The 20811-nt window shown below is 71.1% G+C and carries 16 protein-coding genes and 1 pseudogene; 4 read left to right on the top strand and 13 right to left on the bottom strand.

All coding sequences use genetic code 11. The annotated features are described in order from the left end of the window. Positions 1-182, top strand: a pseudogene (locus IXW69_RS04485) (IS110 family transposase); the annotation flags it as partial. 37 nt (positions 183-219) lie between these two features. Here IXW69_RS04485 and IXW69_RS04480 read toward each other — a convergent pair. The 3 genes from IXW69_RS04480 to IXW69_RS04470 all read right to left on the bottom strand — a co-directional run bounded on the left by IXW69_RS04480 (position 220) and on the right by IXW69_RS04470 (position 3909). After that, positions 220-1560 carry a class II 3-deoxy-7-phosphoheptulonate synthase gene (locus IXW69_RS04480; RefSeq protein ID WP_194785176.1) on the bottom strand — a complete coding sequence of 447 codons (1341 nt, stop codon included), beginning with the start codon at positions 1558-1560 and terminating at the stop codon, positions 220-222. 122 nt (positions 1561-1682) lie between these two features. Continuing rightward, complete coding sequence (locus IXW69_RS04475; protein ID WP_194785157.1) at positions 1683-2912, bottom strand: pyrophosphate--fructose-6-phosphate 1-phosphotransferase; 1230 nt, start codon at positions 2910-2912, stop codon at positions 1683-1685. A 118-nt stretch (positions 2913-3030) separates the two neighbouring features. After that, the gene (locus tag IXW69_RS04470; protein WP_194785156.1) at positions 3031-3909 is read right to left on the bottom strand and encodes a lysophospholipid acyltransferase family protein; all 879 of its coding nucleotides are present in this window, start codon (positions 3907-3909) and stop codon (positions 3031-3033) included. A 140-nt stretch (positions 3910-4049) separates the two neighbouring features. Here IXW69_RS04470 and IXW69_RS04465 point away from each other — a divergent pair, with 140 nt between their 5' ends. Next, positions 4050-5894: a DEDD exonuclease domain-containing protein gene (locus IXW69_RS04465; RefSeq protein ID WP_407646527.1), complete on the top strand. Its 1845-nt coding sequence runs from the start codon at positions 4050-4052 to the stop codon at positions 5892-5894. Between the two features lie 172 nt (positions 5895-6066). On the opposite strand, the gene IXW69_RS04460 is transcribed toward IXW69_RS04465, so the two are convergent. Next, entirely contained in the window at positions 6067-6510 is a 444-nt protein-coding gene (locus IXW69_RS04460; RefSeq protein WP_194785154.1) for a hypothetical protein, read from the bottom strand. A 213-nt stretch (positions 6511-6723) separates the two neighbouring features. Between IXW69_RS04460 and IXW69_RS04455 the strand changes: the two genes are divergently transcribed. Further along, a complete protein-coding gene (locus IXW69_RS04455) occupies positions 6724-7347 on the top strand; it encodes a superoxide dismutase (protein WP_194785153.1) in 624 nt (207 codons plus the stop codon). Between the two features lie 195 nt (positions 7348-7542). Here IXW69_RS04455 and IXW69_RS04450 read toward each other — a convergent pair whose 3' ends face one another. The 4 genes from IXW69_RS04450 to IXW69_RS04435 form a co-directional block, all read right to left on the bottom strand. Then, on the bottom strand, positions 7543-8553 hold the full coding sequence (locus IXW69_RS04450; protein ID WP_194785152.1) for an FKBP-type peptidyl-prolyl cis-trans isomerase: 1011 nt from the start codon (positions 8551-8553) through the stop codon (positions 7543-7545). A 178-nt stretch (positions 8554-8731) separates the two neighbouring features. Beyond that, positions 8732-9121, bottom strand: coding sequence for a HesB/IscA family protein (locus IXW69_RS04445; protein WP_194785151.1), 390 nt, complete (start codon positions 9119-9121; stop codon positions 8732-8734). A gap of 143 nt (positions 9122-9264) precedes the next feature. Next, positions 9265-10935: an ABC-F family ATP-binding cassette domain-containing protein gene (locus IXW69_RS04440; RefSeq protein ID WP_228524735.1), complete on the bottom strand. Its 1671-nt coding sequence runs from the start codon at positions 10933-10935 to the stop codon at positions 9265-9267. Positions 10936-11030: 95 nt separating this feature from the next. Then, positions 11031-11675, bottom strand: a complete 645-nt coding sequence (locus tag IXW69_RS04435) for a hypothetical protein (RefSeq protein WP_228524733.1) — start codon at positions 11673-11675, stop codon at positions 11031-11033. A gap of 377 nt (positions 11676-12052) precedes the next feature. On the opposite strand from IXW69_RS04435, the gene IXW69_RS04430 reads away from it, so the two are divergent. Continuing rightward, positions 12053-14191: a glucose PTS transporter subunit IIA gene (locus tag IXW69_RS04430; RefSeq protein ID WP_323745172.1), complete on the top strand. Its 2139-nt coding sequence runs from the start codon at positions 12053-12055 to the stop codon at positions 14189-14191. Between the two features lie 84 nt (positions 14192-14275). Here the strand turns inward: IXW69_RS04430 and IXW69_RS04425 are convergent, their stop codons facing one another. The 5 genes from IXW69_RS04425 to IXW69_RS04405 all read right to left on the bottom strand — a co-directional run bounded on the left by IXW69_RS04425 (position 14276) and on the right by IXW69_RS04405 (position 20773). After that, entirely contained in the window at positions 14276-15160 is an 885-nt protein-coding gene (locus IXW69_RS04425; RefSeq protein WP_407646525.1) for a TrmH family RNA methyltransferase, read from the bottom strand. Then, positions 15157-17148: an ABC transporter ATP-binding protein gene (locus tag IXW69_RS04420; RefSeq protein WP_194785148.1), complete on the bottom strand. Its 1992-nt coding sequence runs from the start codon at positions 17146-17148 to the stop codon at positions 15157-15159. The genes IXW69_RS04425 and IXW69_RS04420 overlap by 4 nt, the downstream gene beginning before the upstream one ends. Further along, complete coding sequence (locus tag IXW69_RS04415; protein WP_194785147.1) at positions 17145-18905, bottom strand: ABC transporter ATP-binding protein; 1761 nt, start codon at positions 18903-18905, stop codon at positions 17145-17147. The genes IXW69_RS04420 and IXW69_RS04415 overlap by 4 nt, the downstream gene beginning before the upstream one ends. 171 nt (positions 18906-19076) lie before the next feature. Next, positions 19077-20255, bottom strand: coding sequence for an SPFH domain-containing protein (locus tag IXW69_RS04410; RefSeq protein WP_194785146.1), 1179 nt, complete (start codon positions 20253-20255; stop codon positions 19077-19079). Between the two features lie 65 nt (positions 20256-20320). Continuing rightward, on the bottom strand, positions 20321-20773 hold the full coding sequence (locus tag IXW69_RS04405) for an NfeD family protein (protein ID WP_194785145.1): 453 nt from the start codon (positions 20771-20773) through the stop codon (positions 20321-20323). Positions 20774-20811: the final 38 nt, after the last annotated feature.

Here is a 20811-nt window from a genome sequence, read left to right as displayed (position 1 = left end):
CCTCACTGCGCTCCGACCCCGTATCCCGGGCCTATTACGACCGCAAGATCGCCCAGGGCAAGCGCCACAACCAAGCCGTCATCGCCCTGGCCCACCGCCGCATCCTCACCCTGCACGCCATGATCCGCGACGGCGCCCTCTATGACCCCCAACCAACCCACCAGCTACCCGCTGCCGCTTGACCAACAACATAGGGGCACCCCCCTCTGGCGAGGAGCGTCAGCCGCGGAGCATCTCCGCGACCTCGAAGGCCGTCTCGAGTGACTGCTGGTGGTTGAGGCGCGGGTCCACGAGAGTCTCGTAGCGCTCCTCGAGGGCGGCCTCGTCGATGTGCTCGCCGCCGCCGAGAACCTCCGTGACGTCGTCGCCAGTGAGCTCGACGTGGATGCCCCCGGGGACCGTCCCCGCGGCGCGGTGTACCTCGAAGAAGCCGCGGACCTCGTCCAGGATCGTGTCGAAGCGCCGGGTCTTGTAGCCGTTGTCCGAGGTGATGGTGTTGCCGTGCATCGGGTCCGTCACCCACGTGACAGGCCGTCCGTCCTCCTTGACGGCCTCGACGATGGGAGGCAGCGCCTCGCGGATCCGGCCGGCGCCCATCCGGGTGATGAGGGTGAGACGCCCCGCGTCGCCCTCGGGGTTGAGGGCGTCCATGAGGGCGCGGACGTCGTCGCCCGTCGTCGAGGGGCCGATCTTGACGCCGACAGGGTTGTGGACCCCGGCCAGCAGGGTGACGTGGGCGTCGTGCGGGCCGCGGGTCCGCTCCCCGACCCACAGGAAGTGGGCCGAGGTGTCGTAGAGGCGCCCGGAGCGGGAGTCCTCGCGGATCATCGCGTCCTCGTAGTCGAGGAGGAGCGCCTCGTGGGCGGCGTAGAAGTCGACCTGGCGCAGCGCGTCGAAGTCGACGCCGGCGGCCTCCATGAAGCGCATGGCCCGGTCGATCTCCTCGGCGAAGGACTCGAAGCGCGAGTACGCCGGGTTGCCCGTGAAGCCACGGTTCCACGAGTGCACCTCGCGCAGGTCCGCGTACCCGCCCATCGTGAAGGAGCGGATGAGGTTGAGGGTCGTGCCGGCGCGCAGGTAGGCGTCGAGCATGCGCCCCGGGTCGGGGACGCGCGCCTCCGAGGTGAAGGCGTGGTCATTGACCGAGTCGCCGCGGTAGGACGGCAGGGTGACGCCGTCGCGGGTCTCGGTGTCCGAGGAGCGCGGCTTGGCGTACTGGCCGGCCATGCGGCCGATCTTGATGACCGGGGTGGAGGCGCCGTAGGTGAGGACGGCGGCCATCTGGAGGATGGTCTGGAGCTTGAGGCGGATGTTGTTGGCCGTGTTGTCCTGGAAGGACTCCGCGCAGTCTCCGCCCATGAGCACGAAGGCCTGGCCCTCGCTCGCCGCGGCCATGGACTGGCGCAGGGCGTCGACCTCGCCGGCGAAGACGAGCGGCGGGCGGCTGCGCAGGTCGCTCGTGACGGCCTCGAGCGCCGCCGGGTCCGGGTAGCTCGGCTGCTGGGAGGCAGGACGCTCCCTCCAGCTCGGAACGGTCGTGGCTGCGTCGGGCTCGTTCATCACGCCCGCATCATAGGGGGCGGCACGGAGCGCCCCCGCGTCCCGCCAGTGGGCGGGACGCGGGGGCGAGGTCGTGCTCCGGGACCCGGTCGACGGCGCGTGGCCGTCCCCGGGACTCGGACTCAGTGCTCGGCGGAGGCCTCGGCGGGCTCGACCGACTGGCCGAGGTCGCTCATGAGGTCCGTGAACCAGGACTGGGTGATGTCGAAGGGCTTGCCACCGGCGATGCGCTGGAAGTCGATCGCGGCGAGCTCGTCGCCGTTCTCCTCGTCCTGGCCGATGACGCCGGAGACGCCCTTGAGGGCGGAGTCCACGGCGAGGTCGCACATCGTCTTGATGAGGGCGAGGTCCTCGTCGTTGGCGGCGGCGGCGCGCGAGTAGTAGCCGGACTTCTGGACCATGACCTTCTCGGCGCCGATGAGCTCCGCGAACTGCTTCGCGAACCACTGGCCGGGGTTGATGGTGTCCAGCTTGACGTGGCCGAAGGGGTCGCGGGCGACCTCCTCGCCGGCGGCCTCCTTCTCAGCGATGATCTCCGGGACGCCGGCGCCCTCGGACAGGAAGATGTTGACGTTGCCCTGCTCGTCCATGAGGGCCTTGAGGCGCTCCGCCTCGGCCTTGAGGTCGAGCTTCATCTCCGGGAGGAAGACGGCGTGGACGTCCCAGCGCTCCTGGGTGAGGCCGAGCGAGGGGGCCCACTGCTTGTCCTTGAGCAGCTCGTGGTAGCGGCGGGCGGTCTCCGCGGTCAGGTAGCCGCAGTTGCGGCCCATGCACTCGTGGACGATGAGCATGCGGGGGTTGGAGCGGTGCTCGCCGATCACGTTGAGGGCGAAGCCGGCGCCCTGCTCGGCGGCGGTCCAGGCTCCGAGCGACTGGCGGATCGGGACGACGTCGTTGTCGATGGTCTTGGGCAGACCGACGACGGTGAGGTCGTAGTCGTGCTCCTTGAGGTACGCGGCGAGGTCCGCGGCGGTCGTGTTGGTGTCGTCGCCGCCGATGGTGTGCAGGACGTCGACGCCGTCCTTGCGGAGCTGCTCGGCCGCGAACTCGAGGGGGTTGACGCCCTCCTCGACGAGGCCGCGCTCGACGAGGTTCTTCGCGTTGGTGAGCTTGACGCGGGAGTTGCCGATCGGGGAGCCGCCGAAGTCGCGCAGGGTGCCGGCGTTCTTGCGGCCCTCCTCATCGATGACGACGTAGTTGCCGGTGAGCAGGCCGTGGTAGCCGTACTGGTAGGCGATGATCTCCACCTCGGGGGCGACCTCGGTGTAGCGCTCGATGAGGTCGCCGACGGCGGCGGACAGGCAGGGGGCGAAGCCGCCCGCGGTGAGCAGGGCGACGCGACGGATCGACATCGAGAACCTTTCAGGTCGGTGGCAGGTGCGCGCGGCGCTGGCCGCGCTGCGCCCACTCTACAAGGCGGCGCCGACCGACAGGGAGGGACGCCGGTCCCTCCGCCCCGGCACGCGAGGCTCAGGCCGTGGCGTCCGGTTGCTCCGGCTCGCGGTGCGCGGTCTCGGCGGTCTGCGAGGCGTCGGGCTGGGCCGGCGGCTCCGGAACCGCGACCTCTGGGGCGGGACGACCACCGGGCGCGTTGACGGGCGCCGCGGCGGGCCGGCGCTCGGCGAGGGCGGCGCGCATCTCGTCGACCACCTCGTCCGCGGACCTCTTCTCCGCGTCCATGGCCTTCTTGACGTCCGCCGCGTAGAGGTCGACGTACTCCTGGCCGGACAGGCTCATGAGGGAGTACATGATCTCGTCGGTGATCGAGCGCAGGACGAAGCGGTCGTTGTCCAGGCCCTGGTAGCGGGAGAAGTCAAGGGGCTCGCCGATGACGATCCCGACGCGGTGACGTGTCGAGGGGATGGCCTGGCCGATGGGCTGGGCGAGGTTCGACCCGATCATGGCCACCGGGATGACGGGCGCACCGGTCGCGAGGGCGACGCGCGCCACCCCGGTCTTGCCGCGGTAGAGGCGGCCGTCGGGGCTGCGGGTGCCCTCCGGGTAGATGCCGAAGAGCTCGCCGGACCGCAGCCGGTCGATGCCGGCCTGGAGGGCCGCCATGGAGGCCTTGCCGCCGGAGCGGTCCACGGGGATGGTGCCGACGGCGGTCATGAAGTTCTTGACCGCCCAGCCCTTGACCCCCTTGCCGGTGAAGTAGTCGGACTTGCCGATGAAGGCGACCTCGCGCTCGATGAGGAGCGGCAGGAAGAAGGAGTCGATGACGGCCAGGTGGTTCGACGCGAGGATCGCCGGCCCCTCGGCGGGGATGTTCTCCTCACCCCGGATCCAGGGCTGGTAGAGCATCTCCAGGGCCGGACCGGTGACGGTCTTGATGCCTCGGTACCCCACGCGGGTCCTCCTCCGGATGGTGAACGGGTCCACCGCCCGGAACGGCCGGCACGTCCAGCGCCTCACGACGGTGTCGGGGCGGGCGGACGCGCGGAACGGGGCAGGTGGAACGGCTGCTGGACGGAGTCTAGCCTCGCCACGTGGTTCCGCCTGACGCTTCGCACCCCTCTCGCTCGGGGAGCCCTGCCCCGGCGCAGGCCGTCAGGGGGACCGGGGACGGCGTGCAGGCGGCGTTCGCCGACATGGGGACCCCCCTGTCCGACGTCACCTTCGTCGTCGTCGACCTCGAGACCACCGGCGGGGCACCGGGCGCCGACGCCATCACGGAGATCGGCGCCGTCCGGGTCCGCGGGGGCGTCATCGAGGCCGAGTTCGGCACGCTGGTCAATCCTGGGCGCGCGATCCCGGCACAGATCACGGTCCTCACCGGTATCACGAACGCCATGGTGGTCGACGCCCCGCCCGTCGGCGAGGCCCTCATCTCCTTCCTGGAGTGGGCGCGTCCCAGTCCCGACGGGGACGCGGGAACGACGGTCCTCGTCGCCCACAACGCCCGCTTCGACGTCGGGCACCTCCGAGGAGCGGCGAAGGCCCTCGACCTGGACTGGACCGAGCCGCGGGTTCTCGACACCCTCGCCCTCGCTCGTCGCGCCTGGAGCCGCAGCGACGTCCCCAACCACCGGCTCGGCACCCTCGCGAGCTTCGTCGGCTCCCCCACCACGCCGACGCACCGCGCTCTCGACGACGCGCGCGCCACGGTCGACGTCCTCCACGCCGCGCTCGAGGCCCTGGCCCCTCTCGGCGTCACGCACCTGGAGGACCTCGCTACGGCGACCGACCCCGTGCCCGCGCGGCGGCGAGCCAAGTCGCGGCTCGCCGACGACCTGCCGACCTCGCCGGGCGTCTACGAGTTCGTCTCCCAGGCGGGCCAGGTCCTCTACGTCGGGTCGGCGGTCAACCTGCGACGACGGGTCCGCTCCTACTTCACGGCGGCGGAGAAGCGCTCGCGCGTCGCGCAGATGCTCGACACGACGGTCGAGGTGCGCACCATCCCGACGCCGACCGAGATCGAGGCGCGCGTTCGCGAGCTCCGCCTCATCGCCGAGCTGGACCCGCCCGTCAACCGCCGTTCGCGGCAGCCGCGGCGCCAGCCGTGGCTGCACCTGGTCGACGGGCGCGGTGGCGAGGGGCCGCACCTGGCGACGACGACGGTCCTGGCGACGGACGAGGTGGGCGCCGCGGTCGGGCCGTTCCGCAACCGCTCGAGCGCACAGGAGGCGCAGCGGGCCGCCGAGTCCGTCCTGCGCCTTCGGGCGTGGGACGGCAGCGGTCGGCGCGCCGTGGCCGCCGGTGACGAGCCCGCTGACCCCGCCACGGCGCGCCGAGCCCTGACCGGGGACATCGACGTCGTGGCGGTGCCGCTCCTCGAACGGGTCGCGCGGCTGTCCGCCGACGAGCGCTTCGAGGAGGCCGGAGCGTGGACCCACCGCCTGCGCGCGCTCATCCTCGGGGCCAGGCGCGCCGAGGCGGTCCGTCCGCTCATCGGGTGCCCGCACCTGATCGCCGCCCGACGCCGCGACGGTGGCGGCTGGGAGCTCGTCTGCGTCCGCTGGGGCGCCCTGGCCGGCAGCGCGGTCACCCTCCCCGGGGCCGACCCGCGGCCGTCGGTCGCCGCGCTGCGCGCGTCTGCCCGGGTCGTCGAGCGCCCGGAGAGGGTCGGGGCCGGGGCGAGCGTGGAGGAGACGCAGCTGCTCGCCGACTGGTGCCTCGACGCCGGGGCCCGGCTCGTGGAGGTCGGACTCGGCCCCGAGGAGGACGAGCGGCGCCACGCCGTCACCGGAAGCACCCCCCGTGGACCCGAGGACGCGCACGAGCGGGCCGAGTCCCAGGAGGCGACGGAGCGCCTCGACACCGTCCTGGCCGGACTGTCCTGGCCGGTCGGCGGGGCCGCCCGGCACCAGCGAGTCATCGACGCCGACGTGTGAGCCTGGTCTGAGCCAGGCCCGAACCTCTTGGGAGCTGCGCCCGCGAGGGGTCCGGGAACGCGACTCCCCTCGGGCGCGCGGCTCCGGCACGGGCCGCTGCAGGACGCTCACGACGCGACGCGCCCGCCGCCCCAGCGGGGCGACGGGCGCTTGAGCGGGAGGCGGGACCTGGTCAGCCAGCCGCGACGACGGCGCCGGGGCGGGCCTGCAGGGCGGCGGTGACGCCCTCCTGGAGGGCCATCGGGTCCAGCGGGCGCGGGACGACGACCTCGGCCCTGGACCAGGCGGCGAGCCAGGAGTCCTGCGGGCGAGCGGTGAGGAGGACGACCGGTGGGCGGCGGTCGAGCTCGGTGAAGAGCTCGTGGGCCAGGCCCATGCCACCGAGCTTCTTCGTCTCGCCGTCGAGGACGAGGCAGTCGAAGGGGGCCTCACCGGCCTCCTCACGGTCCTTGATGGCCATGCGCACGCCCTCGGCCGTGGCGGTCTCCGTCCAGCTCACGAGGGGCAGCCCCTTGGCGGGGCGACGGCCGACGCCGTCGATGACCTCGCGGCGCACGGAGGCGTCGTCGGAGAAGACGAGGAGCGCGAGGCGCTGCTGGGCGGCCTGCTCGGCCATACGGACCTCCAAGGGAAGGATGCGACTGTCCGGGACGCTGCTCGGCCCGCACGCGACGCGCGGACCGTCCCCGGTTCTGCGATCAGTGTAATCACACCGCGGCACTGGCGGTTCCGTCGATCAGAGCCTACGATCAATCGTGTTCGGAACGTCGGTTCGCCCTTATGACGATGGCGTCCGGCGTCACATCGAATCAGCAGAAAGGCAGACCTCATGGCCGTCTACACGCTTCCTGAGCTCCCCTACGACTACGCCGCGCTCGAGCCCCACATCTCCGGCAAGATCATGGAGCTCCACCACGACAAGCACCACGCCACCTACGTGGCCGGCGCCAACGCGGCCCTGGAGAAGCTCGAGGCCGCCCGCGAGGCCGAGGACCACGCCGCCATCAACCTCCTCGAGAAGAACCTGGCCTTCAACCTCGGTGGCCACATCAACCACTCCATCTTCTGGAAGAACCTCTCCCCCAACGGCGGCGGCGAGCCCGAGGGCGAGCTGGCCGAGGCCATCAAGGACTCCTTCGGCTCCTTCGACAAGTTCAAGGCCCAGTTCACCGCGAACGCCCTCGGCATCCAGGGCTCCGGCTGGTCCGTCCTCGCCTACGACTCCGTCTCCGGCAAGCTCGTCACCTTCCAGCTCTTCGACCAGCAGGGCAACGTCCCGGTCGGCACCATCCCGCTGTTCCAGGTCGACATGTGGGAGCACGCCTTCTACCTCGACTACCTCAACGTCAAGGCCGACTACGTCAAGGCCATCTGGAACATCGCCAACTGGCAGGACGTCTCCGAGCGTCTCTCCGCGGCGACCTCCCAGGCCCAGGGCCTCATCGTCCGCTGACGCGCTCCGGTGATCGCGCCAGGCGCGGCCACCGCGAAATCAGCGAAGGGCTCCGGCACCATCGTGGTGCCGGAGCCCTTCATCGTGCTCGGTCGACGACGAGGCGACGACGAGTGACGGGCGGGGGCGGTCGGGCCCCCCACGGGTCCCGGCCGCCCCCGCCCGTCACTCAGTGCGCGATCAGGCGCGCTCGGTTCACATGGTGGCCTCGATGTCCATGACGTAGGCGTAAGCGGAGCTGCTCGTGCCGGAGGCGTCCGCCGTCGAGGTCGAGCCCGGCAGGAGGACGACGACGCGCGAGCCCACGGGCACTCCGACGAGGTCCTTCAGACCGGTCGCGGTGGACATGTCGATGGGCTGGGCCTGGTCAGCGTCCCAGGAGGACTGCGTGCCGGAGTTCTTCCAGTCCGTGTAGGCCATGTTGATGAGGAGCGAGTCCTTCTCGGTGACCGCCGGTCCCGTGCCCTTGGCCAGGACGATGACCTCGGTCTTGGTCGGCTCGGTCGCGCCGTCATTGACCTTGATCGTCGCCGCGGCCCCGAGGTCGCCGGTGACCGTGATGCCGCGCTTGCTCAGCTCGTCCTCGCCGACCATCTGCGCGTCCTTCGTTCCCGCGGCGAGATCCTTGGCGCTGTGCGAGCCGGTGATCTCGACGACGAAGACGAGCGGGCCGGTCGGGGCGCCGGATGAGGAGGCGGAGTCCCCGTAGGCGAGGCTGGCCGGGATGGACATCTCCACACGGTCGCCGACGTGGTGGCCCGCGAGGCCGCAGCGCCACCCGGAGATGACGGAGACGAGGGAGAAGGTCGTGTCGGAGCCGCGCTGGAATGAGGAGTCGAAGACGGTGTCCGAGCCCCACTGCCACCCGGCGTAACCCGCCTTGACGAAGTCGCTCTCGGAGACCTCGGCGCCCGAGCCCTTCTCAAGCGTCTTGACGGTGAGGTTGCTCGGGGCGCTCTTGCCGCTCCACTTGAGCGTCGGCTCCTTGCCGGCGTCGCCCGAGACGGTCGGGAGGGCGTCGGAGTCGGAGTCGATCGTCAGGTCGGAGCACTGCACGTTCTGCGCGACCGTGGACGCGGCGGTCGCGGCCGCGGAGGCGGAGGCAGGGGCCGACGCCGAGGAGGAGCCGGACGAGCCGGAGCAGCCGGCGAGGGTCAGCGTGGCCGCGAGGGCGAGGGATGACAGGGCGAGGGGCGTGCGGCGCACGGGGATCTCCTTGGATGGGGGCGGTGTGTCAGTGGTACGTGGGCGGGACGCGGCCTGCAGGCCGGCTGTGAGAGGCCTCCGGACGCGGCACGACCGCCGGGCCCCGAGGGGCTCCGACGGTCGGCTCAGTGCTCCGGTCCGTTCGCGGACTGGGGAGCGGTCACGTCCGTGGGACGGCTCAGTGGAAGGACTCGCCGCACGCGCAGGTGCCGGTGGCGTTCGGGTTGTCGATGGTGAAGCCCTGCTTCTCGATCGAGTCGGCGAAGTCGATGGTGGCGCCGGACAGGTACGGCACGCTCATGCGGTCCACGACGACCTCGACGGACTCGAGCTCGCCACCTCCGGTCGGGAAGGCTCGGACGGCGTCGCCGTCGAGGAGCCGCTCGTCGAAGTAGAGCTGGTAGACGAGGCCGGAGCAGCCGCCGGGCTGGACAGCGACGCGCAGGCGCAGGTCGTCCCGCCCCTCCTGGACGAGGAGGCTGGCGACCTTCGCGGCCGCGGTCTCGGTGAGGAGCACCTCGTGCTCGGGGACCTCGGTGGTGGCGTCGGTGAGGGTGGTCTCTGCCATGTGTCTCTCCTGCTCATGAGGGGTCTGATGTCACCGGGGCAACGTCCCGGCCCACCGTCTTGTTCCCACCCACCCTACGTCCTCGGGCGCGGAGGCCCGACGTGACGGCGCTCACCGGGCGCGGCGCCGGCCGGGCCTCGCGCTCAGGCGAGGGTGACGAGCTCGAGGTAGGAGTCGTTCCACAGGTCCTCGTCGCCGTCGGGCAGGAGCAGGACGCGGTCCGGCTCGAGCGCCTCGACTGCGCCCTCGTCGTGGGTGACGAGGACGACGGCACCCTCGAAGGTGGACAGGGCCCCGAGGATCTCCTCGCGGCTGGCGGGGTCGAGGTTGTTCGTCGGCTCGTCGAGGAGGAGGACGTTCGCGGAGGAGACGACGAGCATGGCGAGCGCCAGGCGCGTCTTCTCACCGCCGGAGAGCACGCGGGCGGGCTTGTCCGCGTCGGACCCCGAGAAGAGGAAGGAGCCGAGCACGCTGCGCACCTCGGTGTCGTTCATCCCCGGCGCCGAGCGTCGGAGGTTCTCGACGACGGTGGCGCTGTTGTCGATCGTCTCGTGCTCCTGGGCGTAGTAGCCGATCTTGAGGCCGTGGCCGTCGATGACCTCGCCCGAGTCGGGGGTCTCCACGCCGCCCAGGAGGCGCAGCAGGGTCGTCTTCCCCGCGCCGTTGAGGCCGAGGACGACGACCCGGCTGCCGCGGTCGATGGCGAGGTCGACGCCGGCGAACACCTCGAGCGAGCCGTAGGCCTTGGACAGGCGGGCGGCGCGCAGCGGGGTCTTGCCGCAGGGAGCGGGATCGGGGAACCGCAGGTGCGCGACCTTGTCCGCCTCCTGCTCCGCCTCGAGGCCCTCGAGGAGCCGGTCGGCGCGCTTGAGCATCTGCTGGGCGGCGACGGCCTTCGTGGCCTTGGCGCGCATCTTCTCGCCCTGGGCGCGGAGCGCGGCGGCCTTCTTCTCCGCGTTGGCCCGCTCCTTGCGGCGGCGCGTCTCGTCCTCGGAGCGCTGGTGGAGGTAGGCGTCCCAGCCGAGGTGGTACACGTCGAGGACACCGCGGTTCGCGTCGAGGTACATGACCTGGTTGACGGTGTCACGCAGGAGCTCGACGTCGTGGGAGATGACGATGAACCCACCGGCGTAAGTGCGCAGGTGGTCGCGCAGCCAGAGGATCGAGTCGTGGTCGAGGTGGTTCGTCGGCTCATCGAGGAGCAGCGTGTCCGGCTTCTGGAAGAGGACGCGCGCGAGCTCCACACGGCGGCGCTGGCCACCGGAGAGCGTGCCGATCGGCTGGTCGAGGACCCGGTCGGGCAGGCCGAGGGCCGCCGAGATGCGCGCGGCCTCGCCCGCAGCCGCGTACCCGCCGGCCATGGTGAACTCGTGGTCGAGCCGGGTGTAGCGGTCCAGGGCCTTGGCCATCGCGTCGCCCTCGGCGGACTGGGCGATCCTCTCCTCGGCCTTGTGGATGCGCTTGAGGAGCGCGTCGATGCCGCGGGCGGAGAGGATGCGGTCGCGCGCGATCTCGGTGAGGTCGCCGACCTTCGTGTCCTGGGGAAGGTAACCGACCGAGCCGTTGCACGAGATCGTGCCCTCGTACTGAACGGCCTCGAGGCCGTGGCTCGCGTCGGCGTCGGCGACCGACTGGCTCGTGCCCTGGGCCACGGACTGCGCGGCGAGCAGCTTGGTCATCGTGGTCTTGCCGGCTCCGTTCCGGCCGACGAGCCCGATCCTCATGCCCTTGTCCACGCGGTAGTTCGCACCGGCGACGAGCTGGCGAGCGCCGATGCGCATGGTGAGGTCCTGGACGTTGATCACGGCGGCCATGCTACGGGTCGCCGGGGCGCCGGTCCCCGGCCGCACCAGGGTGGAGCGGCCGGGGATCGGTCACATCCGGGGCCGTCCGGCCGGGGCGCACCGGGTCAGTCCCACCAGAGCCACCACCCGGTCCGCCCACCGGTCCAGTCGGCGCTCAGGCGGCGGATCTCGTCCGGCATCGCCTCGGCGTCGAGGCCGTAGCGGTCGCGCACCGTTCGCCACAGCTCGCGGCACCGGCAGCACGGGCCGTGCTCCTCCGTGACCTCGATGTCCTGGAGGTCCGCGTCGGCCACCCAGAGCGCCTCGACGGTGACGCGCTCGTCATCGCGCTGCGGGCCGATCCCGTAACCGGACAGGAGGAGCCGTCCCTGCCCCTCGGCGCAGGCGGCGAGGAGCGTCCCGAGGCTCGGCGCGAGGTTCTGCCGGTCGCCGAGCGCCTCCTCCGGGAGCACGTCGAGGAGCCGACGGGAGCCGTCGGGACCGAGTGCCCGGAAGGGCGTGTAGTCATCGACCGGTGCGCCGTCGGCGCTGATGAGCCCCTGGGGCGCCAGGCCGTAGGCGGCGGGGAAGGCCGTCGAGCGCAGCTCGTCGCGGCAGCGGCCGAGCACCTCCCAGACCCCGGCGGCGACGGTCCAGCCCCGCGGCCCATAGAGGCCCTCGGCAGCCGGTCCGGTGGCGGCGTCGGCGTCGCTGCGGGCGTCCCCTTCGGCGGACGCGGTGCGCGGACGGGTCGTGGTGGACGTGCTCATCGTGATCTCCTCCTCGGCGGCGACGGGCGGCTGTCACCGCCTCGGGCGTCGCGCACCGTGCGGGACGAGCGTCGCCGGGATGCCGACCGGAGCGCTGGGCACCTGTGAGCGAGGCCGGGCCGCCCCGTCAGGCGTGCCGCTGGGGAGCCCGGGCCGGGCGGTGACCGGATGCTCCTGGCGGCGGGCCTCCGCCTGGTCGGTCCACAGGCTCCCGCACCGTCTCCGCGAGCATGACGGACGTCACCGCGTGCACGAGCGATGCGCCCCTCTGCGGCGTTACGCTCGGCTACAGCCCGTGCGAGGGCGTCCCCACACCCGCACCGACATCGCGGTCGTCCACAGACCCGTGGTGCCCGCTGCACAGAAAGGCCATTGGAGTGGCAACACAGACCTCAGCCCCGGAGGCGATCGTCGAGGCCGTCGGCGGCCCCGACAACATCGCCCACCTCACCCACTGCGCGACGCGCCTGCGCTTCCAGCTCAACGACGCGTCCGTCGTCGACACCCCGACCGTCGAGAAGATCCCCGGCGTCATGGGCGCGGTCCCCCAGTCCGGTGACCGCTACCAGGTCATCATCGGCGGGACCGTCCAGTCCATGTACGAGAAGATCATGGCCCTGCCCGAGATGAAGACCCTCGGCCAGGGCGGTGGCGCCAAGCGCCAGTCCGACGCCGACGTCAAGGCCGCTGCCCGCGCCGGCGGCGTCCGCGGGAAGTTCTCCTGGGTCGACAACTTCTTCGAGTTTCTCTCGGACTCCTTCCGCCCGATCATCGGCGCGCTCCTCGGCGCCTCGATCTTCATCACCTTCATGGCCCTCATGGGAACGCTCGGCGTCATCGGCAACTGGGCCGACTCCCGCGTCACCCTGGCCCCGACCTGGGCGTACCTCAACCTGACGTGGAAGTCAGTCTTCTACTTCCTGCCGCTCATGGTGGCCTACAACGCCTCCAAGAAGCTCGGCGCCGACCCGTGGGTCGGCTTCGCCGTCATGGCGATGACGATGCTGCCCGGCTTCGCGGCCCTCGGTGAGCTCGACCAGGCCACCAAGCTCACCTTCATGGGCTCGCAGATCACGACGATCAAGCTCTTCGGCGGCGTCCCGCTCACGATCTTCGACTACGGCTCGCAGGTGTTCCCGCCGCTGCTCATGGCGGCCGTCCTCGGCCCGCTCACGCGGTGGCTCAAGCGTGTCATCCCCGAGGGCGTCCAGCTCATCTTCGTGCCCTTCTTCGCCATGCTCGTCATGTTCCCGCTCACGAGCTTCGTGCTCGGCCCGATCGGCGTCTACGTCGGTGCGTGGCTCGCTCACCTGCTCAACGCCATCAACAGCGTCTCGCCCTTCATCTTCTCCATCATCATCCCGCTCGCGTACCCCTTCATGGTGCCGCTCGGCCTGCACTGGCCGATCAACGCGATCATGCTGCTCAACATCCAGGAGTACGGCTCCGACTTCATCCAGGGCCCCATGGGCTGCTGGAACTTCGCCGCCTTCGGCGCCACCGCCGGCGTCCTCTTCCTCGCCGTGCGCAACGACGAGAAGGAGATGCGCCAGACGGCGACCGGTGCGCTCTTCGCCGGCCTCGTGGGCGGCATCTCCGAACCGAGCCTCTACGGCATCCACCTGCGCTACAAGCGCATCTACCCGCGCCTCCTCGTCGGCTGCGTCGTCGGCGGCCTCATCCAGGGCATCTTCGGCGGCGTGACCACGAGCGCCTTCGTCTTCACCTCGCTGCTCACCATCCCGGCGTTCTCGAACATCCCGCTCTACGCCATCTCCGTCCTCGCCTCCTTCTTCACCGCGATGATCCTCGTCATCATCTCGGACTACCGGACGCCGGAGGACCGCGCCGAGCAGCGTGAGATCGCCGCTCAGAACGCCGCCGACGAGGCCCGTGAGGCCGAGCTCGCCGGGGTCTCCGCGACGAACGCCTCCGAGCACCAGCTCGCCGGCGGCTCCACCGAGGTCTCCGCCGCCGCTCCGGCCGCCGCCGCGGGCGCGAGCGCGGGCGCGGTCGAGTCCACCGCCCCGGCTGAGAAGCCGGCGCTCCAGCCGGGTGCCGTGACCGAGGTCGCGGCGCCGCTCACCGGCACCGTCCTTCCCCTCGCCCAGGTCGACGACCCGGTCTTCGCCTCCGGCGCGGTCGGCGACGGCGTCGGTCTCACCCCGGTGGGCGACATCGTTGTCACGGCTCCCGCCGCCGGCACCGTCGTGGTCGCCCCCTCCTCGGGCCACGCCTACGGCATCACGCTCGACTCCGGCGTCGAGATCCTCATCCACGTCGGCATCGACACCGTCAACCTCGAGGGCAAGGGCTTCGACGTCAAGGTCAAGCAGGGCGACCGGGTCGAGGCCGGGCAGGAGCTGGTCCGGGTCGACCGCTCCGTCGTCGAGGAGGCCGGCTACCAGCTGACCACCCCGCTGCTCATCACGAATACCGCGAAGTTCTCCTCCGTCGAGGTCGTCGCGGACGGCGAGGTCGCCCCGGGCGCCCCGCTCATCCGCGTCACCGCCTGACGGTCAGCGCTCCGCACGACGGCTGAGGGCCGGTTCCCCCGCGGGGGAACCGGCCCTCAGCCGTGCTCGTCGGCGGTCGCCCGGTCAGTCGCGGACCCGCAGCTCCCAGTAGGCGACGGCGGCCGCGGCAGCGACGTTGAGGGAGTCCACTCCCCCGGCCATCGGGATGCGGACGACGGCGTCGGCCGCCGTGATGGTGCGACGGGCCAGGCCGTCCCCCTCGGTCCCGAGCACGATCGCCACGCGGGAGTCCTGCCCGGCGCAGGAAAGCGAGGCCGAGAACTCGTCGAGGCTCACGGAGTCGTCCGACAGCGCCATCGCGGCGACCGTGAAGCCGGCCTCGTGGAGCTCGTCGAGAGCCGGCCAGCGGTCGATCCGGGTCCACGGGACCTGGAAGACGGTGCCCATGGAGACGCGGACGCTGCGGCGGTAGAGCGGGTCGGCGCAGCGCGGCGTCACGAGGACGGCGTCGATTCCGAGAGCGGCTGCGGAGCGGAAGGCCGCGCCCACGTTGGTGTGGTCGACGAGGTCCTCCAGGACGGCCACGCGGCGGGCGCCCTCGCCTCCCCGCGCGGAGGCGAGGAGTTCGCCCACGCCCGGCAGGACCGGCCGGTTCATCGCAGCGAGCGCGCCGCGGTGCAGGTGGAACCCGGTGATGGTCTCGAGGACCTCCTCCGGCGCGATGATAACGGGGACGTCGCCGCCGTCCTCCTGCCCGTCGGTGCCGTTCGCCGCAGCGATGACGGGGCGGAGCTCGTCGTGCCAGCGCTCCGCCATGAGGAAGGAGCGCGGGGCGTGACCGGCCTCGACTGCGCGGACGATGACCTTGGAGGACTCGGCTATGTAGAGCCCGCGCTCCGTCTCGAGGCGGCGCCGCAGCGCGACGTCAGTGAGGCTCGTGTAGTCGGCCAGGAGGGCCTGGACGGATCCGTCGTCCAGGCCCTCGAGGCCGTCGATGCGGAGGATCACTTCCGGTGCCTCGGCCGGTAGCCGACGTCGTTGAGCAGCGGGTCGCGCTCGACGGCCGGCTCCTCCTCGCGCCCCGCGGACCCGGCGAACTGGCTCTGGTAGAGCTCGTAGTAGGCGCCCTGGGCGGCGATGAGCTCGTCGTGACTTCCCTGCTCGACGATGTCGCCGTGCTGCATGACGAGGATGACGTCGGCGTCGCGGATCGTGGAGAGCCGGTGGGCGATGACGAAGGCGGTGCGGCCCTCGCGCAGCTCGACCATGGCCTTCTGGACGAGGAGCTCGGTGCGGGTGTCGACCGAGCTCGTCGCCTCGTCGAGGACGAGGATCTGCCGGTCCGCGAGGAAGGCTCGAGCGATCGTGATGAGCTGCTTCTCGCCGGCGGAGACTCCGGAGCCGGAGTCGTCGATGACGGTGTCGTAGCCCTTGGGCAGGGCGGAGACGATGTGGTCGACGCTCGCGGCGCGGGCGGCCGCGATGACCTGCTCCTGGGTGGCACCGGCGGAGCCGAAGGCGATGTTCTCCCCGATGGTGCCCTCGAAGAGCCAGGTGTCCTGGAGGACCATGCCGATCTGCTCGCGCAGGGCGTCACGGGTGAGGTCCTGCGTGCTCACGCCGTCCAGCGTGATGGTGCCCGACTGCGGGTCGTAGAAGCGCAGGAGCAGGTTGACGAGCGTCGTCTTGCCGGCGCCCGTCGGCCCGACGATGGCGACGGTCTGGCCGGGCTCGACGGTGAGGTTGAGGTCGGTGATGAGCTCGGTGTCCGGGCTGTAGGAGAAGCGGACGTGGTCGAAGACGACGCGGCCGCGCACCGGCTCGGGCAGGTCGCTCGACGCCGCGGCGTCGCGCTCCTCGGGAGCGTCGAGGATCTCGAAGACGCGCTCGGCGGAGGCCGCACCGGACTGGACCAGGTTCGCCATGGAGGCGAGCTGGGTGATCGGCTGGCCGAACTGCTGGGAGTACTGCAGGAAGGCCTGCACGTCGCCGAGCGTCATGGTGCCGTTGGAGACGCGCACACCGCCGACGACAGCGACGATGACGAAGTTGAGGTTGGAGACCAGGCGCATGACCGGCTGGATGGTGCCGGAGATCCACTGGGCCTTGTAGGAGCCCTCGTAGAGGCGCTGGTTGTCCCGGTCGAACATCCGGACGAACTCGGCCTCGGAGCTGAACAGCGCGACCGCCTCGTGGCCCGTGAAGGCCTCCTCGACGATGCCGGAGACGTCGCCGGTGGCCTTCCACTGCTCGGTGAAGCGCGGCTGGGCGCGCTTGGCGATGAGGACCGTGAGGACGGCGGCCACGGGGATGGTGCACAGCGCCACGAGGGAGAGGCGCACGGAGATCGTCAGCATCATGACCACGACGCCGACGATGGTGAGGATCGCGCTGAAGGCCTGCGACATGGTCTGCTGCAGGGTCTGGCTGATGTTGTCGACGTCGTTGGTGAGGCGGGACAGCATGTCGCCGCGGCTCCCGTGGTCGAGGTACGACAGCGGGACGAGGTTGACCTTCTCCTCGACGTCGGCGCGGAGCGCTCGAGCGGTGCGCTGGACGACCCCGGTGAGGATGAGGCCCTGGAGCCACAGGAACACGGCGGACAGGACGTAGACGGCGAGGGTCGCCAGGAGGATCCTGGCGAGCTTGTCGAAGTCCATGCCCTGGCCGGAGACGACGTCGTACTGGGACACCATGTCGGCGTACTTCGACTGGCCGGCGGCGCGGAGCGCCTGGGCGAGCTGCTCGCCCGACACGCCCGGCGGGACGCCCTTGGCGGCCAGCATCTTTCCCATGACGCCGCCGAAGATCACGTTGGTCGCGTGGGCCATGATCTTGGGGGCGACGACGTTGAGCACGACCGAGACGGTGGTGAGGAGCAGCGCGAGGGCGATGAGCCCGCGCTCAGGGCGCAGCGTCCCGATGAGGCGGCGCATCGTGGGGCCGAAGTTCTTGGCCTTCTGGTTCGGGGCCTTGGGGCCCGGTCCACGGCTCATGCCGCCTCCTCCGCGCTGATCTGGGACAGGACGATCTCCGAGTAGGTCGGGCACGTGTCCATGAGCTCGTCGTGGGAGCCCACGCCGACGACCCGTCCCTCGTCGAGGACGACGATGCGGTCCGCGGAGCGGATCGAGGCGACGCGCTGGGCGACGACGACGACCGTCGCACCACCGGTCGCGGCGGGCAGGCCGGCTCGCAGCCGCGCATCGGTCGCGTAGTCGAGGGCGGAGAAGGAGTCGTCGAAGACGTAGACGCCGGCCTCGCGCACGAGGGCGCGGGCGATGGCGAGGCGCTGGCGCTGGCCTCCGGAGAAGTTGACGCCGCCCTGCTCGACCTCGTGGTCGAGTCCGTCGTCGAGCTGCTGGACGAAGTCCGAGGCCTGCGCTGCGTCGAGGGCGGTCCACAGCTCCTCGTCCGTGGCGCCGTCCTTGCCGTGCTGGAGGGTCGTGCGGATCGTTCCCGAGAAGAGGTAGGCCTTCTGAGGGACGGTGGCGACGCTCGAGCGCAGCTCGACGGGGTCCAGCTCGCGCACGTCGACGCCGTCGATGGTGACGGCGCCCTCGGAGACGTCGAGGAGGCGTGGGATGAGGTTGATGAGAGTGGTCTTGCCGGAGCCGGTGGAGCCGATGAAGGCGGTGGTCCGGCCGGCCTCGAGCGTGAGGTCGACGTCGGCGATCACCGGGGCGTCGGCGCCCGGGTAGCGGAAGGTGACGTGGTCGAGCCGGACCTCGCGGCCGCGGCCGGTGCCGGCGGCCAGACCGGTCGGCTCCGGCAGGTGCTGCGGTGAGGCGGGCACGGTGATCGAGGGCTCGACGGCGAGCACCTCCTGGAAGCGGTCGGCGGCGACCTGGGCGCGCGGCAGCACCGTCACGAGCATGACCGCGATCATGACGGAGAAGAGGATCTGCATGATGTAGTTGAGGAAGGCCATGATGTCGCCCACCTCCATGCCGCCCGAGTCGATCCGGTGGCCGCCGAACCACATGACGCCGACGCTGGCGAGGTTCATGACGACCATGACGCTCGGGAACAGGATCGCGAAGAGGCGCCCGATGCGCAGGGAGGTGTCGGTGAGATCGTCGTTCGCGACGCGGAAGACCTCGTCGCGCTGGGGCTGGCGGACGAAGGCCCGGATGACGCGCACGCCCTGGATCTGCTCGCGCATGACGAGGTTGACCCGGTCGATTCGCGCCTGCATGACCTTGAAGTAGGGCAGGAGCCTGCTCATGATGACGCCGAGGATGATGAGCAGCAGCGGGATGAGCACGAGCAGGAGGCCCGAGAGCGGAACGTCGACGCGGAGCGCCATGATGGTGCCGCCGACGAGCATGATCGGGGCCATGAGCATCATGGCGCAGATCATGAAGACGACCATCTGAATCTGCTGGATGTCGTTCGTGGACCGCGTGATGAGGGAGGGTGCGCCGAAGCGCGAGACCTCCTCGAGGTTGAAGCGCTGCACGTGGGTGAAGATGTCGCGGCGCATCTCGCGGCCGAGCCCCATGGCGGCCCTGGCGGCGAGGTAGGTGCCGAGGACGGCGACGACGCCCTGGACCGCGGTGAGCGCGAGCATCGCGGCTCCGAGGTGCCAGATCTTGTCCGTGTCCCCCGTGATGACGCCGTCGTTGATGATGTCGGCGTTGAGGGTCGGCAGGGACAGCGCGGCGACCGTCTCCATGATCTTGAGGACGAAGACTGCGAGCAGCGAGCCCCAGTACGGGCTCAGATAGTGACGCAGGGTCTTGAATAGCACGCGAGGAAGGTTAAGCCCGCTCGCCCTCCGGTGTCTGCACCCGGTGCACGGTTCCTCGACGTTTGCGGCGCATGTCACCGGCCCCGCCCGAGCAGTACTCGGACGGGGCCGGTGAGTGAGCGTCGTGCCCCTGCCGCGGCTGCGGGTGGAGCCGCTTGACGGCGGGGTCCGTCAGCCCTGCTGACCGCCTTGGTCAGGACGCGTCGGCGGAATCGACGGCGGCGCGGACGGCTCCTGCGCCGGGCCTCGGGAGCCGCGTGCCGTCGCGGACTCGTCGGAGGCCTCGCGGGTCGCGGACTCGGCCTCACCGCGAGCCTGTGCCAGCGCCTCCTCCGGAGTCTGCAGGTTCGTGGCCGCGAGGTCGGAGGCGATGTCGAGACCCGAGTCCATTCCGGACAGGTCCACCCCGACGGTCTCCTCGTCGCCGCCGCCGCTGCGGAACGCACCGGAGCCGGAGGCCCCCGCGCCGTCCTTGCCGCCGAGAGCGCCGGCGATGCCGTCGAGGGCGGCCGTGAACTCGGTGGGGACGATCCACATCTTGGAGCTGTTGCCGTTGGCGATCTTGGGCAGCGTCTGGAGGTACTGGTAGGCGAGGAGCTTGGGGTCGGCGTTGCCGCGGTGGATCGCGTCGAAGACCTGGAGGATCGCTCGGGACTCACCCTGGGCCTTGAGGATCGCGGACTGTGCCTGGCCCTCCGCGCGGAGGATGGCGGACTGCTTGTCACCCTCGGCCGTGAGGATCTGGGACTGCTTGACGCCCTCGGCGGTGAGGATGGCGGCGCGACGGTCGCGCTCGGCGCGCATCTGCTGCTCCATGGCGCCCTGGATCGAGGCGGGCGGGTCGATGGACTTGAGCTCGACGTTGCTCACACGGATGCCCCAGCGGCCGGTCGCCTGGTCCAGGACGCCGCGCAGCTGGCCGTTGATCTGGTCGCGGCTCGTCAGCGTCTGCTCGAGGTCCATGGAGCCGATGACGTTGCGCAGCGTCGTGACGGTGAGCTGCTCGATGGCCTGGAGGTAGTTGGCGATCTCGTAGGTGGCCCGCTTGGGGTCGGTCACCTGGTAGTAGATGACGGAGTCGATGGAGACGACGAGGTTGTCGGAGGTGATGACGGGCTGCGGCGGGAAGGACACGACCTGCTCGCGCAGGTCGACCGTCGTGCGGACCCGGTCGATGAAGGGGACGAGGAAGTGGAGTCCGGCGCCGAACTCGGCCTGGAACTTGCCCAGGCGCTCCACGATGATCGCGTTCGACTGCGGCACGATCCGGATCGCCTTGGCGATGGCGACGACGACGAACAGCGCGATGAGGAGGAGGACGACGAGGGAGACGGTCGAGGCTGCTGCCATGGCCGGGCCTTTCTTGGGTGGTCGTGAGCTGGAGCTGTCTGTGGGGCCGGCGCGAGGGTCCGCGCTCAGGCGGGCTCGACGACGGCGACGGCGCCGTCGATGGCGATGACGCGAGCGAGCGCCCCGACATCGAGGTTGGCGGGGGCGGCGCCGTAGCCACCGCCGGGCGGGGGTGCGAGGCGGGCGCTCCACTCCTCCCCGCCGAGGCGCACCCGGCCGCCGTGCGCGTCGACCGTCGTGAGGGCGGTCGCCTCGCGACCGATCTGGGCGTCCACGTTGGTGCGCATGCTGGGTGCGCTGGCCTCCATGCGCCGCTTGATCGCGGGGCGGACGGCGGCGAGCAGGAGCGTGGAGACGAGGGCGAAGACGAGGACCTGTCCCCAGAAGGGCGCGCCGAGTGCGGCGGCGGCGGATCCGCCGAGGGCGCCACCGGCGAACATGAGGAAGGTGAGGTCGGTCGTCAGCGTCTCGATGACGCCGAGGACGAGGGCGGCGCCCAGCCACCAGAGCCATGCCATGCGGGTGTCCTCCTGGTCCTCAGTTGGTCCTCAGTCGG

This window comes from Actinomyces haliotis (genome assembly GCF_015355765.1).
In the GTDB taxonomy this organism is placed as follows: domain Bacteria; phylum Actinomycetota; class Actinomycetes; order Actinomycetales; family Actinomycetaceae; genus Actinomyces; species Actinomyces haliotis.
This window is presented reverse-complemented; position numbering and strand designations above follow the sequence as displayed.

Excerpts from the sequence above, each read along its gene's own strand:
- IXW69_RS04420 (WP_194785148.1), bottom strand. The coding sequence starts at position 17,148 with ATGAGCCGTGGACCGGGCCCCAAGGCCCCGAACCAGAAGGCCAAGAAC.
- IXW69_RS04480 (WP_194785176.1), bottom strand. The coding sequence starts at position 1,560 with ATGAACGAGCCCGACGCAGCCACGACCGTTCCGAGCTGGAGGGAGCGT.
- IXW69_RS04475 (WP_194785157.1), bottom strand. The coding sequence starts at position 2,912 with ATGTCGATCCGTCGCGTCGCCCTGCTCACCGCGGGCGGCTTCGCCCCC.
- IXW69_RS04445 (WP_194785151.1), bottom strand. The coding sequence starts at position 9,121 with ATGGCAGAGACCACCCTCACCGACGCCACCACCGAGGTCCCCGAGCAC.
- IXW69_RS04405 (WP_194785145.1), bottom strand. The coding sequence starts at position 20,773 with ATGGCATGGCTCTGGTGGCTGGGCGCCGCCCTCGTCCTCGGCGTCATC.
- IXW69_RS04435 (WP_228524733.1), bottom strand. The coding sequence starts at position 11,675 with ATGAGCACGTCCACCACGACCCGTCCGCGCACCGCGTCCGCCGAAGGG.
- IXW69_RS04410 (WP_194785146.1), bottom strand. The coding sequence starts at position 20,255 with ATGGCAGCAGCCTCGACCGTCTCCCTCGTCGTCCTCCTCCTCATCGCG.
- IXW69_RS04455 (WP_194785153.1), top strand. The coding sequence starts at position 6,724 with ATGGCCGTCTACACGCTTCCTGAGCTCCCCTACGACTACGCCGCGCTC.
- IXW69_RS04460 (WP_194785154.1), bottom strand. The coding sequence starts at position 6,510 with ATGGCCGAGCAGGCCGCCCAGCAGCGCCTCGCGCTCCTCGTCTTCTCC.
- IXW69_RS04440 (WP_228524735.1), bottom strand. The coding sequence starts at position 10,935 with ATGGCCGCCGTGATCAACGTCCAGGACCTCACCATGCGCATCGGCGCT.